This is a genomic window from Variovorax sp. 20P10.2.4, from assembly GCF_058244205.1.
In genome coordinates this window covers 1-15935 of record NZ_JBZAYE010000122.1, presented here as the reverse complement: position 1 = coordinate 15935, position 15935 = coordinate 1, and the positions used below count along the sequence as shown (strand labels likewise).

The window sequence follows — 15935 nt, the reverse complement described above, 5'->3', positions numbered from 1 at the left end:
CGGCGCCGACGGCACGGGCGCGCTCTACTGGATCGCAATCCCCAAGGACTGGAACCGCGGCGTGCTCGTGATGCACGCGCACGGCGGCCCTGAAACCGGCCCCCCCAAGCTCGAGCGCAGCGAGGAGGACCTCAAGCGCTGGGCCGTCACCGTGAAAGCCGGCTATGCCTGGGCCGGTTCCACCTACCGGCGCGGTGGCTATGGCGTGACCATGGCGGCCGAAGACACCGAGCGCCTGCGCCAGCTCTTCGTGCGCCATTTCGGCGAGCCGCGCCGCACCCTGCTGCACGGCCAGAGCTATGGCGCGGGCGTGGCGGCGAAGGCGGCCGAGCTCTATGCGCCGGCCGGCGGCGCCAAGGGCCCCTACGACGGCCTGCTGCTGACCAGCGGCGTGCTCGGCGGCGGCAACAGCGCCTACGACTTCCGGCTCGACCTGCGCGTGGTCTACCAGTACGTCTGCCGCAACCATCCCAAGCCCGACGAGCCGCAGTACCCGCTGTGGCAGGGCCTGCCGCTCGATGCGAAGCTCACGCGCAAGGAACTGGCCGACCGCGTGCGCGACTGCACCGGCGTGGGCCTGCCCGCGGCGCAGCGCACGCCCGAGCAGGCCGCGCGGCTCAAGACCATTCTCACGGCGGTGAAGATCCCCGAGCGCTCGCTGGTCGGCCACCTGAACTGGGCCACCTGGCTGTTCCAGGACCTGACGCAGCTGCGGCTGCAGGGCCGCAATCCCTTCGGCAATGTCGGCGTGAGCTACGCCGCGGCGCCGGCCGAGGCGGCCGCGCTCAATGCCGGCGTGCTGCGCTACGCGGCCGATCCGCAGGCCAAGGGCGCGCTCGCGGCCGACAGCCAGCCCACGGGCCGCACCGCGCTGCCCACCGTGGGGCTGCATGCCATCGACGACCCGACCGCCTTCGTCGAACTCGAGAACGCCTACCGCCGCATTCGCGACGCGGCCGGCACCGGCGAGCTGCTGGTGCAGAGCTTCAGCGACGAGCGCGAGCACAGCTACCTCAGCGATTCGGAATACCCGGCGCTGTTCGCCGCGCTGCTCGACTGGATCGACAAGGGCGAGAAGCCCACGCCCGCGGGCCTCGCGCAGCGCTGCGCCGCGCTGATGCCGCGCTACGACACCGACGGCAAGAACGGCTGCCACATCCAGCCGGCCTGGCAGCCGCCGCCGCTCGAGCAGCGCGTGCCGGCGCGCGCGCCCTGACCCTCTTTTCGCATTCGACCTTTCAATACCCGGAGACTCCATGACCCAGCGTTCCGCTTTCGCCTTCGCCCTCGCCACGGTGGCCGCCGCCTGCGCCTTCACCGTGCAGGCGCAGGACTTCCCGGCGGGCAAGCCCGTCACCATCGTCGTGCCCTTCGCCGCCGGCGGCCCCACCGACCGCGTCGCGCGCGACCTCGCCGAGGCGCTGCGCAAGCCGCTGGGCGGTGCCAGCGTGATCATCGACAACGTGCCCGGCGCGGGCAGCTCGATCGGCGCGGCCAAGGTGGCGCGCGCGGCACCCGATGGCTACACGCTGCTGCTCAACCACATCGCCATGGCCACCGTGCCGACGCTGGTGCGCAACGTGCCGTTCAAGGTCGAGACCGATTTCGAATACCTGGGCATCGTCAACGACGTGCCGATGACCCTGATCGCCAAGCCCAGCCTGCCGGCCAACAACTACGCCGAGCTGTCCTCGTGGGTGACGGCCAACAAGGGCAAGATCAACATCGGCAATGCCGGCGTGGGCTCGGCCTCGCACCTGTGCGGCCTGCTCTACCAGAGCGCCACCAAGACCGAGATGACGCCCGTGCCCTACAAGGGCACCGCGCCCGCCATCACCGACCTGATCGGCGGCCAGATCGACCTGCTGTGCGACCAGACCACCAACACCTCGCCGCAGATCGAGGCGAAGAAGGTCAAGGCCTATGCCGTGACCTCGCCCAAGCGCCTGACCACGCCGCTGCTGAAGGACCTGCCGACCCTGCAGGAGGCCGGCCTCAAGGACTTCCAGGTGACGATCTGGCACGGCCTGTATGCGCCCAAGGGAACGCCGGCACCGATCCAGAAGAAGCTCAACGAAGCCCTGAAGGCCGCCCTGAAGGACGCTGACTTCATCAAGCGCGAGGAAGCGCTGGGCGCCGTGGTCGCGACCGACGGGCGCATCGAGCCCGAGGGCCACAAGAAGTTCGTGGCGGCCGAGATCGCGAAGTGGAGCCCGATCATCAAGGCCGCGGGGGTGTACGCGGACTGAGTCTGCTCATCGGGAGGCGCCGGTCAGGCACGCTGGAAGCTCCCGCACTCGGAAATCGGTCCACGGAGGCGGACATGGGTTCTTTCATCGTCCGACTCGACCATCGAGAGACCGCATCGACTTGGCGGCGGCATCAGCGAGATGCGGCCGCCTTGCGTGCGCTCAGGAAAAGACGACCCAAGGAAGATAGCTCGATGGCTCTTGCTTCCTGCAGGAACGCGTCCCTGGGAATTGCTTGAATGAGGCCCGCATTTCGAATAGGCCTCAAGAGCTTTCGTGTCGTGCTGTCTTGAATCCCCGCAGGATAGAGCATGGGGCCGTTGCGCAATGACTCGATGTACCTGATATGGACTTCTTCGAGGTGCTCGCCAGACTGCTCTTTCAGGATCTGCTTGACCTCTGGCAGCGTCGTTTCGATCGATTGGCCCGCAATGGTCAGCTTGACTTTCGCGCCGTCTAGAAGTGCGGCCAAGTGCGGTCGGACGACCAATATCGCCAGAATCGCGACGACCGGCCAACACACGACCTCCAACAGCTTCAGTATCTGATCGAAACGATCATCCGGGGTGGGGCCGTTCGAGACGCAGCTCGAGAGAGGTATCGCGATCGAGGCGATCGCTGAGCAGAGTCCGACCCAGAAGGCGATGTGCTCGATGCGAGTCCATGTGATCCCGTTGAACCACTCCCATGTGACCGGTCCGATGCGCCTGGCCAGAAAGTCTGCGCTGTCGGGACCGCTGTATTGAGTAATGCTGCTGACGATGACACCGCCGGCGAGACCAGCGAGCATGAAACTTGCCACGGCGAGCGCCATGAACCATGGGTCCGTGGCAATCAAGCCATACACGCCGATGCTTGAAGCACATCGACTCGTAGTGTCGGGTAGGGCGGTTGGTTTCAGGGTAGCGATGGCGATGTAGGCGGTGGTCAGAGATAGGTAGACGCCAATGTGGAACTTCGTGTAGTCGTAGAGGCGCTCGAGGCTCTTGGCACGGTCGGCCAGTGTCGCGGCGTATCGGGCCTTCCGTTGGTCCATCGCCAGTGCATGGTCCGCTTCCGCGTCCTTGTCCTTGTCCTTGTCAGCGGGAGACAAAGGAGGATTGGCGTGCTTCTGGGGGTCGTGTTCACTCATCTTGAAGTCTCCTACCATGCGGTAGTCTCAGCGAACGGAACCGGGGCGAGCCTTGTGAGGACATGCCGACGCATTGGCAGGGTCAACGGACCGGCATGGAGAGAAGAGCAGGTTGTTCTTCCGGCTCAGAGGCCAGCCCGATTCTTCAGAAGCGTGATTACCCGTTGATTGCCCTTGATGAATCCGCTCGGGTCGAGTTCGTACTCCTGAATATTCGTTCCCGCAACCGTGTCGCCGACGTTGCCGCCAATCACGCGCACTACATCGGGGGTGACTTCCACAACGGTGTCCGAATGGCTGTTGTAGTAGGCGTGATTTTCCGCGTAGGAGTAGGTGAAGTTTCCCGACTCTCGATTGCGTTGAATGATGTCGCCCAACTCCGGCTTTTCTTCGGTGATGCGATACCCCCAGAAGGGCTTGTCCGTTCTGCTGGTTACTCGCGCCTTGATTGCGTTGTTGACGAACACCGAGTGGCTGGCGGCAAACTGAAAGTTGGCGTAGGCGGGCCCAGCCTTACGAACGACCCACGAAATGAACGCCGCCGACCAGGGGACCTCTTCACCGTTCGGATAGCGGCTGCGCCCATCGTAGGGTTCGCCGATGGCAGCCCACATCTCGCGAACATACTTGTAGTAAGGATCGGCTTTTTCGTCGGCCCGACCTTTCTCGAAGCGCAGCCATTCGTCGATCGCCGCGCGCACGAGGGCTTCGACCTCGGGCCGCCCGGGCGCTCGCAGGTACTTGCCGAATACGACACCCGATTCGTTTCCCACAGCCACCTTGTGCCATCCGGTCTGGGAAATCTCCCCCAGATCGGCGACCGCTTCTCCTATCGTGAGATCGCGAAGGATCGGGCCATCCGGTATCGTCCTCAACCGCAAGCCTTCCGTGGAAACGAAGCGCCTGACACCTTCGACAGGCTGATCGGGTTCGACAAAGGAAGACGTTCCTCCCAAAGTGGCATCGAGTTCTGGCGCCCAGGCAACGATCCCCTTATTTGCGTCGTCCGTCTGAAAGGTGCCTAGTTCCGCACGGGAGACGCGCACCACATCCCTGTCATATTTGATGCCGGAGTCGACATGAGACAACTCGGGAAGCACTTGGCGCATCGACCATTTGTTGGAATAGAAGAAGTGCTCCGTTCCAAGAAAAAGACGGGACATCGAAAGCCACGAGATGTCTATGAGTCCCTCGCTCAAAAGCCTGGCCAGAACCGCACCACTCCCATAGGCACCAATCTTGTAGGCGCCCCCGATCGTGAGCTTGACGGAGGAGAAATAGTCGAGGATCGGGCCATCGATATCGGCTGCGGGGTAGTCCGCATCCACTGCAAAGATGATCGTGCTGCCTGCATCGCGAGGCTGGCCGATCTGCTTTGCGAAGCCCAGTGCACTTTTCGCGTTGGCCGTGCCGATCTTCTTCGAGAAATTCGATATGTCCCGACTGCTGTCCTGAAATACGGGCAATATTCCGAACCCTTCCTTGGAGATGAACCTGGCCTCTTCCGGAGTTATCGTCTTCGGACGTGCCGAGCTCGCGTAGTAGCGAATGATCGTATCGCCGCCGTTCTTTCTCAGCATCGAGAGGAAGGACTTGCCCGCCTCATTGTTCAGGCGGGTACTGACATCCACGGCCGACCAGCCGGTGGAATTCGCAAAGTCTTCCTTGTACGACATGACCTCTCCTTGGCGAGTCGGCGGACGAGTTCTTTCTGGAAGAACTCCAGAAGATGTGATTTCACAGCGGCTGGGCGGCGAAAAATCATCCTCGTTCTTCCTCCATGTCGTGCCATCCCATGGATATGGGAGTTACTGGCGGAAAGCGAAAGGAATATGGATTGCGGAAAATGCGACGTGTCAACGCGAATGTGCGATTCAGGGCGCAGGGCGGTCGATTCGATGTGGAGCACTTTTTCGGATCTTCCCGGACTCGCCGATACGGCGAGCTAGAGGTGCTGCGAGATCAGCACCGCGGCGCCCGCGAGCGAGATCGCGCCGCCGACGAGTTTTCTGAGGTTCCTGAGCGTCATGGTGGTTCTCCTGGCTGAGGCTCCATGGTGCCGTGCTTCACCCCGGCGCGGGTTTGGAAATCCTCATGCCGGGGATAGCCACGGCCAGTCGGGTCAATGGTCGTGGTGCAGATAGCTGGCCTGCCGCGGCAGCCGCAGGCTCACCAGGAAGGCGATCACCATCATCGCGCTCACGTACCAGAAGAAGGCCGACTCGTGGCCCAGCGACTTCAGGCCCAGCGCCACGTACTCGGCCGAGCCGCCGAAGATCGCGTTGGCCACCGCGTAGGCCAGGCCCACGCCGAGCGCGCGCACCTCGGGCGGGAACATCTCGGCCTTCACGATGCCGCTGATCGAGGTGTAGAAGCTCACGATGGCCAGCGCCACGATGATCAGCACGAAGGCCAGCACCGGGCTGGTGGTGTGCTGCAGCGCGGTGAGGATCGGCACGGTGACGATCGCGCCCAGGCCGCCGAACAGCAGCATGTTGTTGCGCCGGCCGATGCGGTCCGACAGCGCGCCGAACAGCGGCTGCATGCACATGTAGGCGAACAGGGCGCCGGTCATCACGTAGCTCGCGGTCTTGATCGGCAGGTGCACCGTGTTCACCAGGTACTTCTGCATGTAGGTGGTGAAGGTGTAGAAGATCAGCGAGCCGCCGGCCGTGTAGCCCAGCACGGTGAGGAAGGCCGGCGTGTGGTGCCTGAACAGGCCGGCGATGCTGCCGGCCTCCTTGTTCTTCTTCGCTTCGTCGCTCTGCGTCTCGTGCAGCGTGCGGCGCAGCAGCAGCGCGACCACCGCGGCGATGGCGCCGATCACGAACGGGATGCGCCAGCCCCAGGCCTTGAGCTCGGCCTCGCTCAGCAGCTGCTCGAGCACCACGATCACCAGCACCGCGAGCAGCTGGCCGCCGATCAGCGTGACGTACTGGAACGAGGAGAAGAAGCCGCGCTGGCCGCGCAGCGCGACCTCGCTCATGTAGGTGGCGGTGGTGCCGTATTCGCCGCCCACCGACAGGCCCTGGAACAGCCGGCACATCAACAGCAGGAACGGCGCCCAGGCGCCGATGGCCGCGTAGGTCGGCAGGCAGGCGATGACCAGCGAGCCGCCGCACATCATCGTGACCGAGATCAGCATCGAGGTCTTGCGCCCGAGCCGGTCGGCGATGCGGCCGAACAGCCAGCCGCCGATCGGCCGCATCAGGAAGCCGGCCGCGAACACGCCCGCGGTGTTGAGCAACTGCGCGGTGGGATCGGACTTGGGAAAGAAGGCCGGCGCGAAGTAGAGCGCCGAGAACGCGTAGACGTAGAAGTCGAACCACTCGACCAGGTTGCCCGAGGAGGCCGCCATGATCGCGAACACGCGGTGGCGTTTTTCTTCCGCGGTGTAGTGGGGTGGGGATGCGGAAGCCGCCGGGCTTCCGGCGAGGGGCGTGGTCGCGCTCATGGTGCCTATGGGCCACCGAACGGACCGGCGGCCGTGTTGTTGTTGCCGGACCATTCTGCGCCGCACGATGACCGGGTCGTGTCAGCCGGTGCCGCATCGGCCTATCGCCGATGGGGCCTTGCGCGCGGCCCGCGCCCCGGCACGGAGACCCGTGGCAGCCCGTTAGAACGTGCCCGGCAGCAGGATGCCCGAATCCACCGTGTTGATGTCGGTATGGCCGCAGAAGGCCATGGTCACGTCGAGTTCCTTGTGGATGATCTGCAGCGCGCGCGTCACGCCGGCCTGGCCGTAGGCGCCGAGGCCGTAGAGGAAGCTGCGGCCGATCATCGTGCCGCGGGCGCCGAGGGCACGGGCCTTGAGCACGTCCTGGCCGCTGCGGATGCCGCCGTCCATCCAGACCTCGATGTCGCGGCCCACGGCGTCGGCAATGGCCGGCAGCGCGCTGATCGAGGAGGGCGCGCCGTCGAGCTGGCGCCCGCCGTGGTTCGACACGATCAGCGCGTCGGCGCCGCTGTTCGCGGCCAGCCGCGCGTCTTCCGCGTCGAGGATGCCCTTGAGGATCAGCTTGCCGCCCCAGCGCTTCTTGATCCACTCGATGTCGCCCCAGTTCAGCGCCGGGTCGAACTGCTCGGCGGTCCACGAGGACAGCGAGGACAGGTCCTTCACGCCCTTGGCATGGCCCGCGATGTTGCGGAAGGTGCGGCGCTTGGTGCCCAGCATGCCGAGGCACCAGTGCGGCTTGGTCGCGAGATTCAGCAGGTTCTTGATGGTGGGCTTGGGCGGCGTGGTCAGGCCGTTCTTGATGTCCTTGTGGCGCTGGCCGAGGATCTGCAGGTCGAGCGTGAGCTGCAGCGCCGACACGTTGGCCGCGCGCGCGCGGTCGATCAGGCGCTCGATGAAGTCGCGGTCCTTCATCACGTAGAGCTGGAACCAGAACGGATGGCGGTCGGTGTTCTCGGCGATGTCCTCGAGCGAGCAGATGCTCATGGTCGAGAGCGTGAACGGGATGCCGAAGGCCTTGGCCGCGAGCGCGCCCAGGATCTCGCCGTCGGCGTGCTGCATGCCCGTGAGGCCCGTGGGCGCGATCGCCACCGGCATCGCCACGTCCTGCCCGATCATGGTGGTGCGGGTGGAGCGGCCCTCCATGTTGACCGCCACGCGCTGGCGCAGCTTGATCTTCTGGAAGTCGCTCTCGTTGGCGCGGTAGGTGCCCTCGGTCCACGCGCCGGAGTCGGCGTAGTCGTAGAACATCTTCGGCACGCGCCGCTTGGCGACCACCCGCAGGTCTTCGATGCAGGTGATCTTGGAAAGGTCGGGCACGGGGAGTCTCCTGTGGAACGGGGTTGTTGTCGTGGGCGGGCCTGGGGGCCGGGCCGCCGCCATTATTGGGCAGCAGCCCCTCCCGCAGCGCAACGCGCGGCGCCGTGAGTGTGGCTGCGGCGCGGCCCGGCGGGGCTGAAAAACGCTGCTCGGCGATCTGAAAAAAATTCAGGCGGCCGCTTCCCGCCTCGTCAGCCCTCGAGCGACTGCCGGGCCCAGGCCACGAAGGCCGCGCATTCGGGGCGCTCGAGCGCGCCCGGCCGCCAGCACAGGAAGTAGTGGTTGGGCGAGGGCACGCTGACCGGCGACAGCCGCACCAGCCGGCCGCCGTCGATCCAGGCGCGGCCCAGGTGCAGCCGCATCAGCGCCACGCCCAGGCCCTCGGCGGCCGCCTCGAGCAGCAGGCCCAGGTCGGTGAACTGGGCGCCGCTGGCCGGCTCGGGCAGGCCGATGCCGTGGGCCGCGAACCAGATGCGCCAGTTCTCGAGCGGGGTGCGCAGCAGCTGGGCGCGCTCCACCTCGGCCCGGGTGGCGAAACCCTCGAACGGGCCATGGCGCTTCAGGTAGGCCGGGCTGCACACGGGCGTGAGCGCATCGGCCGGGAACTGCAGGAACTCGCGCTGGCGGAACGGCCCGGCGCCGAAACGCAACTCGATGTCGGCCTCGTCGAGCGCGTTCTCGCGCATCGGCGCCGTCACCTGCATCACCAGCTCGACCTCGGGATGGGCCTCGCAGAAGCGCGCGAGCTGCGGCATCAGGATCTGGCGCGAGAAGGTGGGCGTGACGGCCACGCGCAGCCGGCGGGTGTGGGGCGCGGCCTCGCGGCCCGGCACCTGCTCGAGCGCGAAGATGGCCTCGCGCACCCGCGCCAGGTAGACGATGCCGTCGGCGCTGAGGCTGAAGTCGCTGCCCGCGAAGAAGCGCAGGCCGAGCTGCGACTCGAGCTGGCGGATGCGGTGGCTCACGGCGCTGGGCGTCACGCTGAGCTCCTCGGCCGCCAGGTTCACGCTGCGCAGGCGCGCGACGGCCTCGAAGGCGAGCAGGCCCTGGGTGGACGGGAGGCGCGTGGAAGCCATGAAGGTGTGGAGGGCAGTGCGTGGAAGGAGGTTGTACCCGAGGGCGCGGGGCGGCCCACGGTTGTCCGCAGGTGGTGCGCCGCGGGGCCCGCGGGCGTACGATGGTATCGAAGCGCCGCGGGCCCGACCGCCCCGGCGCTTCGTTTCGCCGCGCCGCAATGCAGTGCAGAGGGGACAGGTGGAAGGAACAGGGGGTCTGAGCGATCGCAGTGTGTTGCAGCGCATCCGTCACATCGAATACAACAGTACGGAGACAGACACATGGTTTGGCAACAGGTTTACAACCCGTTCGGGAACATGGTGGTATCGACGGCGCTCGCCGCGATACCGGTGGTGGTGATGCTGGTGTGCCTCGGCCTCCTGCACGTCAAGGCCCACTTCGCGGCCGGGCTCGGCCTTCTCAGCGCGCTGGCGATCGCGGTCTTCGCCTTCGGCATGCCGGCCGACATGGCGGGCAAGGCCGCCTTCCTCGGCGGCATCACCGGGCTGCTGCCGATCGGCTGGATCGTGCTCAACATCATCTTCCTGCAGCAGCTCACGCAGCAGAACGGCAGCTTCCAGGTGCTGCAGGATTCCATCGCCGGCATCACCGAGGACCGGCGGCTGCAGCTGCTTTTGATCGCCTTCGCCTTCGGCGCCTTCTTCGAGGGTGCGGCCGGCTTCGGCACGCCGGTGGCGGTCACGGCCGCCATCCTGATCGGGCTGGGCTTCTCGCCGCTCGCGGCCTCGGGTCTCTCGCTGATCGCCAACACCGCGCCGGTGGCCTTCGGCGCGCTCGGCACGCCGGTGCTCACGCTGGCCAAGGTGCACGGCTACGACCTGATGGCCGTCACCGCGATGATCGGCCGGCAGCTGCCGTTCTTCTCGGTGCTGGTGCCGTTCTGGCTGATCTGGGCCTTCGCGGGCCGCAAGGGCATGTGGGAGGTCTGGCCGGCGATCCTGGTCACCGGCGTCTCGTTCGCGATCCCGCAGTACCTGGTGTCGAACTTCATCGGCCCCGAGCTGGTGGACATCATCGCGGCCATCGTCTCGATGGTCTGCCTGGTGCTGTTCCTGCGCGTGTGGAAGCCCGCCAAGGCGTGGACCTCGGTCTCGCTCAAGGGCCACGAGGCCGACGGCGGCGAGGCCAAGCCGGTGGGTGCGCCCGCGAAGCACACCACGGCCGCGGTGGTGCGGGCCTGGACCCCGTGGCTGATCCTCACGGTGTTCGTGTTCATCTGGGGCCTGCCCTCGGTCAAGACCTGGCTCAACGGCATCTTCGCGCCCAACTTCCCGATCGAGGGACTGCACAACATGATCGAGAAGGTGGCGCCGGTGGTGCCCAAGCCGACCAAGGAAGGCGCGGTCTACCAGCTGCTGCTGCTCTCGGCCACCGGCACCGGCATCCTGGTGTCGGCGCTCGTGGGCGGGCTGGTCATGAAGTACAACCCGGTCCAGCTCGTGGCCGCCTACGGCCGCACGCTGTGGCTGGTGAAGTTCTCGCTGCTCACCATCGTGCTGATGCTCGCGCTGGGCACGCTCACGCGCTACTCGGGGCTCGACACCACCTTGGGCCTGGCCTTCGCCAACACCGGCGTGTTCTATCCCTTCTTCGGCACCCTGATGGGCTGGCTGGGCGTGGCGCTCACGGGGTCCGACACGGCCTCGAACGTGCTGTTCGGTGGCATGCAGAAGGTGGCGGCCGACCAGCTCGGGCTGAGCCCGAACCTGATGGGCGCGGCCAACAGCTCGGGCGGCGTGATGGGCAAGATGATCGATGCGCAGTCGATCGTGGTGGCCTCGACCGCCACGCGCTGGTTCAACCACGAGGGCGAGATCCTGCGCTACGTGTTCTTCCACTCGATCGCGCTGGCCTGCCTGGTCGGCATCCTCGTGACCCTGCAGGCCTATGTGTGGCCGTTCACCGCGATGGTGGTGAAGTAGGCGCCGCGGCGTCGGCCAGCGCGCGCAGCAGCCGGCGCAGGTCCTCGACCGCCTCGCGCACCAGCTCGGCGCCGCCCATCTGCGCCTTGACGATCGCGCCGTCGATGCCGATGGCGGCGGCCTGCGCGAGCGCCATGCGCTGCGGCAGCGTGGTGGGCAGCAGGTCGGCGATCACCTCGACCATCTCGCGCTTGTGATCGCGCGCGCGCTCGGCCGCGCCCTCGACGCTGCCGCCCACCTCGGCCACGGCGTTGATGAAGGCGCAGCCGCGGAACACCGGGTCGGTGAACCATTCGGCCATCACGTCGGCCAGCAGCAGCAGGGCCTGCGCGTCGCCGCTGCGCTCATGCGCGCCGCGCCGCCCCAGCGCATCGACGAACCAGGCCATCCAGCGCGCATGCCGGTGGTCGAGGAAGGCGCGCACCAGGTCGTCCTTCGAGGGGAAGTGGCGGTAGAAGGTGACCTTGGTCACGGCCGAGGCCGCGATCACGCGGTCGATGCCGGTGGCGCGGATGCCGTCGGCATAGAAGAGGTCGTGCGCCGTGAGCAGGATGCGCTCGCGCGCGGGCAGGGCGGAAAGGTCCAGGTCCATGGCGCGATTGTAGGCACTCCCGATGTCATGTAGACAGGTCTGTCTACATGTGGCACATTGCGGCCGGGCTACACCGCCTTTTCCCTTCCAACGTTCCCCTCTTCACCGAAAGACCGCCATGGAATCCGAATCCCGCCCGCCGCTGCCCCCGTTCACGCTCGAGACCGCGCTCAAGAAGGTCCAGGCCGCCGAAGACGCCTGGAACACGCGCGACCCGGTGCGCGTGAGCCTGGCCTACACGCCCGACACCGAATGGCGCAACCGCGCCGACTTCGTCAACGGCCGCGAGCAGGTGGTGCAGTTCCTGCAGCGCAAGTGGGTGCGCGAGCTCGACTACCGCCTGAAGAAGACGCTCTGGGCCTTCATGGACAACCGCATCGCGGTGCGCTTCGAGTACGAATGGCACGACGACTCGGGCCACTGGTTCCGCAGCCACGGCAACGAGAACTGGGAGTTCGCGCCCAACGGCCTGATGCAGCGGCGCTACGCGAGCATCAACGACCAGCCCATCGCGGAGTCGGAGCGCAAGTTCCGCTGGGAACGCGCCTGATCGCGCCGGGCCGGGCGACGGCACGCCTGTTGCTTGCCCGTGTCCGGCACTCAAGGAGCACCTGAACATGAACCGCAACGACGTCACCGAGAAGATCATCGCCACCAAGGTGGCCAAGGGCCTGCAGTGGGCCGATGTCGCGAAGAAGCTCGGCCTCTCGAAGGAATGGACCACCGCCGCCTGCCTCGGCCAGATGACGCTCGACGAGAAGCAGGCGAAGATCGTCGGGCGCATCTTCGGCCTCAGCGCCGAGGAGCAGAAGTGGCTGCAGGTGGTGCCGTACAAGGGCTCGCTGCCCTCGGCGGTGCCGACCGATCCGCTGATCTACCGCTGGTACGAGATCGTCAGCGTCTACGGCACCACCATCAAGGAGCTGATCCACGAGGAGTTCGGCGACGGCATCATGAGCGCCATCGACTTCAGCATGGACATCCAGCGCCAGCCCGACCCCAAGGGCGACCGCGTGAACGTGGTGCTCTCGGGCAAGTTCCTGCCCTACAAGACTTACTGAATCAGAAGGCGTAGTCGGCCGGCTCCTCGGGCGCGCTGTCCGAGCGGCCGCCCGGCGAGCGCAGCAGCGCGGGCACAGGGTGCGCCGCGTAGTAGCCGCCCTCGATCGCGCCGACGATCGAACGCGCCACCGCGTCGGCCGGTGCCAGCAGGCGCCGCCGCGTCGACATGCGCTCGCCGGCCAGGCCCGCGGCGATGCGCTCGAGGCGCGGGTCGCCCGGCGGTGCGAGCTCGGGATGGAGCACGCTCACGCGCACGCGGCCCGCATGCTCCTGGCGCAGGCCCTCGGAGATCGCGTCCACCGCGTACTGCGTGCCGTGGTAGACGGCCGACTCCGCCGTCACGCCCGTGACGGACACCGGCGCGAGGTTCACGATGTGGCCCCAGCCCTGCTCCTGCATCGTCGGCAGCACGGCCGCGATGCCGAGCAGCACGCCGCGCAGGTTGACGTCGATCATGAGCTCCCACTCCTCGATCTTGCGCATCCACAGCGGCGAGCGCGGCATCACGCCCGCGGCGTTGACCAGCGCGTCGATGCGGTCGTGGCGCTCGAGCGCGAGTTCGGCGAAGGCCTCCATCTCGGGGCGCAGCGTGACGTCGAGCCGCTGGAAGCTCGCCGAGCCGCCGATGGCCCGGATCTCGGCCGCGAGCGCCGCGAGCCGGTCGGTGCGGCGCGCACCGAGCACCACGTGGGCACCGCGCCGCGCGAGCAGCCGCGCGGTCGCTTCGCCGATGCCACTGCTCGCGCCGGTGATGAGAACGACTTTGTCCTGGATTGCGGTCATGGAAAACTCCTCGTGCTGAAGGGGATGCACAGGCGCCATGGGGGCTCCCGGCATGGTGAGAAGTTTCGCGCCCGGCGCGCTCCAGGCGGTATCCGGATCGAACGCGGTTCTTGCCTTTTTCTCCGAAACAAGGGGGCCGGCGCCGACAGCGCCGATGCGCGAGCGAACTTTCTTCTCGCAGAGCCCATCTTCGGTGCATGGCCGTTCCGGGGCTGGCCGTTTCCGGCCCTGTGGCCGCCGGTTCTTGCCCGATCCTTCGCCGCGGCGGTGGCCCCGGCGGGCCGCAGGGCATCGCGCGGGGGCGCGGGCGCTGACTATAAGATGCCCGCATTCCGAACCGCCCGCACCCGACCCGCACCGCATCTCCCATGGTCAAGAACAACCTCCAGGAGCGCAAGCAGCGCGAACTCGAGCAGCGCCGCAAGGACATCCTGAAGGTGGTGCGCAAGCTGATCATCCGCGACGGCGCGCGCGAGGTGACGATGCGCAAGGTGGCCGAGGAATCGGGCTTCTCGAACACGGTGGTCTACACGCTGTTCGGCGACAAGGCCAGCATGATCACCAACGCGATCGACGAGGACATCATCCGCATGCACAAGCTGGTGCAGGCGGCGATCGCGAGCGGCGAGGGCGCTTTGGCGCGCGTGCGGCTGGCCTGCCGGGCCTACGTGGAGAACGGCCTGCGCCATCCCGACCAGTACTTCCTGGTGTTCATGGAGCGCCGGCCCGCGGCGCCGGTCGAGACCTCGACGCTGGTGTTCGGCGATCCCGAGCGCGACCCCTATGCACTGGTGCGCGGCCTCGCGGCGGAACTGGTGCGCGAGGGCTTCGTGGCGGCCGACGACACCCAGCTGCACGTGATCACGCAGCTGCTGTGGGAAGGCATCCACGGCATGACCTCGCTGCGCGTGTCGGGCGGCGACGATCCCTGGATCGAGCGCATCGACGCGATGGCGCACCTCGAGCTGCTGGTCGACGTGCTGCTGCTGGGCATCGTGCACCGCTTCGCGGGGCCGAAGGCGAAGGCGGCGCTGGCGCAGCTCGCGCCCGCCGCCAAGGGCTGATCAGCGCGCCAGCAGCTTCAGCATCCGCTCGAAGGTCTTGCCGTAGGGCGGCTTGAACAGCCCGAGCCCGTTGAGGCCCGATTGGTGGAACACCGGCTTCATCTTCGAGAAGGTCTGGAAGCCGAACTCGCCGTGGTAGGCGCCCATGCCGCTCGCGCCGACGCCGCCGAACGGCAGGTCGTCCTGCGCGATGTGCAACAGCGTGTCGTTGACGGTCACGCCGCCGGCCACGGTCTGGGCCAGCACGCGGTCGATGTCGGCGCGCTGCTTCTCGAACAGGTAGAGCGCGAGCGGCCGCGGCCGGGCGTTGACGTAGCCGATAGCCTCCTCGAGCGTGTCGTAGGGCACGAGCGGCAGCACGGGGCCGAAGATCTCCTCCTGCATCACGCGCATGCCGTCGCCCACGCCCGTGAGCAGCACCGGCGGCAGCCGCCGCGACGCGGCATCGGCCGGCGCATCGCCGAGCCGTTCCACCGCGGCGCCCTGCGCCTGGGCTTCCGCCACCAGCGCCTCGAGCCGCGCGAAGTGGCGCGGGCTCACGATGCTCGTGTAGTCGGCATTGCGCGCCAGGTCGGGGTAGAGCGCGGCGAACACGCGCCGCGCGGCCTCGACGAAGCGCGCCTGCTGCTCGCGCGGCACCAGCACGTAGTCGGGCGCGATGCAGGTCTGGCCGGCGTTGAGCGTCTTGCCCACGAGGATGCGTTCCACTGCCTTGTCGAAGGCGGCGCCGCGGCCCACGATGGCCGGCGACTTGCCGCCGAGCTCGAGCGTGACCGGCGTCAGGTGCTCGCTCGCGGCGCGCATCACGTGGCGGCCGACCTCGGTCGAGCCGGTGAACAGCAGGTGGTCGAAGGGCAGGCGCGCGAATTCGCGCGCCACCTCGGCATCGCCGTTGACCACCGCGATCTCGTCGGCCGCGAAGGCCGCGCCCACCAGCCGCGCGAACAGCTCGGCGAAGCGCGGCGTGTACTCCGACTGCTTGAGCATCGCGCGGTTGCCCGCCGCCAGCGCCGCCGTGAGCGGCCCGGCCGCGAGGTACAGCGGGTAGTTCCAGGGCACGACGATGCCGACCACGCCGAGCGGCTGCGGCATCAGCCGCGAGGACGCGGGCTTGAACCACAGCCCGGTGCTGCGGCGGCGCACGCGCATCCAGCGCTTGCCGTGGCGCAGCGCATGGTCGATGCCCTCGAGCGTGGGGAAGACCTCGGCCAGCTCGGTCTCCTGGCGCGGCCGGTTCGAGAAGTCGGCGCTGATCGCGGCTGCGATCGCGGCGCGGTGCT

14 protein-coding genes are annotated in these 15935 nt (G+C 67.4%); 6 read left to right on the top strand and 8 right to left on the bottom strand.

Annotated elements, in window-relative coordinates; all coding sequences use genetic code 11:
- Together AC27VN_RS14420 and AC27VN_RS14415 are read left to right on the top strand one after the other, a co-directional pair.
- Positions 1-1216, top strand: a 1216-nt coding sequence (locus AC27VN_RS14420; RefSeq protein ID WP_490876960.1) for an alpha/beta hydrolase family protein, incomplete at its 5' end; no start/stop codon positions are given.
- Between the two features lie 40 nt (positions 1217-1256).
- Positions 1257-2249 (top strand): tripartite tricarboxylate transporter substrate-binding protein, encoded by a 993-nt coding sequence (locus AC27VN_RS14415; RefSeq protein WP_093348438.1) that lies wholly within the window; start codon positions 1257-1259, stop codon positions 2247-2249.
- A 133-nt stretch (positions 2250-2382) separates the two neighbouring features.
- On the opposite strand, the gene AC27VN_RS14410 is transcribed toward AC27VN_RS14415, so the two are convergent.
- From AC27VN_RS14410 to AC27VN_RS14390, 5 genes are all read right to left on the bottom strand, one after another.
- Complete coding sequence (locus tag AC27VN_RS14410; RefSeq protein ID WP_490876959.1) at positions 2383-3381, bottom strand: hypothetical protein; 999 nt, start codon at positions 3379-3381, stop codon at positions 2383-2385.
- A gap of 125 nt (positions 3382-3506) precedes the next feature.
- Complete coding sequence (locus AC27VN_RS14405; protein ID WP_490876958.1) at positions 3507-5057, bottom strand: DUF2272 domain-containing protein; 1551 nt, start codon at positions 5055-5057, stop codon at positions 3507-3509.
- Positions 5058-5503: 446 nt separating this feature from the next.
- Positions 5504-6835: an MFS family transporter gene (locus AC27VN_RS14400; RefSeq protein WP_490876957.1), complete on the bottom strand. Its 1332-nt coding sequence runs from the start codon at positions 6833-6835 to the stop codon at positions 5504-5506.
- Positions 6836-6997: 162 nt separating this feature from the next.
- Entirely contained in the window at positions 6998-8155 is a 1158-nt protein-coding gene (locus AC27VN_RS14395) for an alpha-hydroxy acid oxidase (protein ID WP_208513188.1), read from the bottom strand.
- 191 nt (positions 8156-8346) lie between these two features.
- The gene (locus AC27VN_RS14390) at positions 8347-9231 is read right to left on the bottom strand and encodes a LysR substrate-binding domain-containing protein (protein ID WP_296784151.1); all 885 of its coding nucleotides are present in this window, start codon (positions 9229-9231) and stop codon (positions 8347-8349) included.
- A gap of 261 nt (positions 9232-9492) precedes the next feature.
- Between AC27VN_RS14390 and AC27VN_RS14385 the strand changes: the two genes are divergently transcribed.
- Positions 9493-11154 carry an L-lactate permease gene (locus AC27VN_RS14385; protein WP_490876956.1) on the top strand — a complete coding sequence of 554 codons (1662 nt, stop codon included), beginning with the start codon at positions 9493-9495 and terminating at the stop codon, positions 11152-11154.
- On the opposite strand, the gene AC27VN_RS14380 is transcribed toward AC27VN_RS14385, so the two are convergent.
- The gene (locus AC27VN_RS14380) at positions 11132-11740 is read right to left on the bottom strand and encodes a TetR/AcrR family transcriptional regulator (RefSeq protein WP_093349248.1); all 609 of its coding nucleotides are present in this window, start codon (positions 11738-11740) and stop codon (positions 11132-11134) included. The genes AC27VN_RS14385 and AC27VN_RS14380 overlap by 23 nt on opposite strands.
- A 124-nt stretch (positions 11741-11864) precedes the next feature.
- On the opposite strand from AC27VN_RS14380, the gene AC27VN_RS14375 reads away from it, so the two are divergent.
- On the top strand, positions 11865-12296 hold the full coding sequence (locus tag AC27VN_RS14375; protein ID WP_057595284.1) for a nuclear transport factor 2 family protein: 432 nt from the start codon (positions 11865-11867) through the stop codon (positions 12294-12296).
- A gap of 67 nt (positions 12297-12363) precedes the next feature.
- Positions 12364-12807, top strand: a complete 444-nt coding sequence (cynS, locus tag AC27VN_RS14370; RefSeq protein ID WP_093348453.1) for a cyanase — start codon at positions 12364-12366, stop codon at positions 12805-12807.
- Between the two features lies 1 nt (position 12808).
- Here the strand turns inward: cynS and AC27VN_RS14365 are convergent, their stop codons facing one another.
- Positions 12809-13591 (bottom strand): SDR family oxidoreductase, encoded by a 783-nt coding sequence (locus AC27VN_RS14365; RefSeq protein ID WP_093348456.1) that lies wholly within the window; start codon positions 13589-13591, stop codon positions 12809-12811.
- Positions 13592-13959: 368 nt separating this feature from the next.
- On the opposite strand from AC27VN_RS14365, the gene AC27VN_RS14360 reads away from it, so the two are divergent.
- Entirely contained in the window at positions 13960-14655 is a 696-nt protein-coding gene (locus AC27VN_RS14360; RefSeq protein ID WP_093348459.1) for a TetR/AcrR family transcriptional regulator, read from the top strand.
- Here AC27VN_RS14360 and AC27VN_RS14355 read toward each other — a convergent pair.
- On the bottom strand, positions 14656-15935 hold a 1280-nt coding region (locus tag AC27VN_RS14355), incomplete at its 5' end, for a coniferyl aldehyde dehydrogenase (protein ID WP_490876955.1).

Coding starts and splice junctions, on each gene's coding strand:
- AC27VN_RS14415 (WP_093348438.1), top strand. CDS start 1,257: ATGACCCAGCGTTCCGCTTTCGCCTTCGCCCTCGCCACGGTGGCCGCC.
- AC27VN_RS14410 (WP_490876959.1), bottom strand. CDS start 3,381: ATGAGTGAACACGACCCCCAGAAGCACGCCAATCCTCCTTTGTCTCCC.
- AC27VN_RS14405 (WP_490876958.1), bottom strand. CDS start 5,057: ATGTCGTACAAGGAAGACTTTGCGAATTCCACCGGCTGGTCGGCCGTG.
- AC27VN_RS14400 (WP_490876957.1), bottom strand. CDS start 6,835: ATGAGCGCGACCACGCCCCTCGCCGGAAGCCCGGCGGCTTCCGCATCC.
- AC27VN_RS14390 (WP_296784151.1), bottom strand. CDS start 9,231: ATGGCTTCCACGCGCCTCCCGTCCACCCAGGGCCTGCTCGCCTTCGAG.
- AC27VN_RS14385 (WP_490876956.1), top strand. CDS start 9,493: ATGGTTTGGCAACAGGTTTACAACCCGTTCGGGAACATGGTGGTATCG.
- AC27VN_RS14375 (WP_057595284.1), top strand. CDS start 11,865: ATGGAATCCGAATCCCGCCCGCCGCTGCCCCCGTTCACGCTCGAGACC.
- cynS (WP_093348453.1), top strand. CDS start 12,364: ATGAACCGCAACGACGTCACCGAGAAGATCATCGCCACCAAGGTGGCC.
- AC27VN_RS14365 (WP_093348456.1), bottom strand. CDS start 13,591: ATGACCGCAATCCAGGACAAAGTCGTTCTCATCACCGGCGCGAGCAGT.
- AC27VN_RS14360 (WP_093348459.1), top strand. CDS start 13,960: ATGGTCAAGAACAACCTCCAGGAGCGCAAGCAGCGCGAACTCGAGCAG.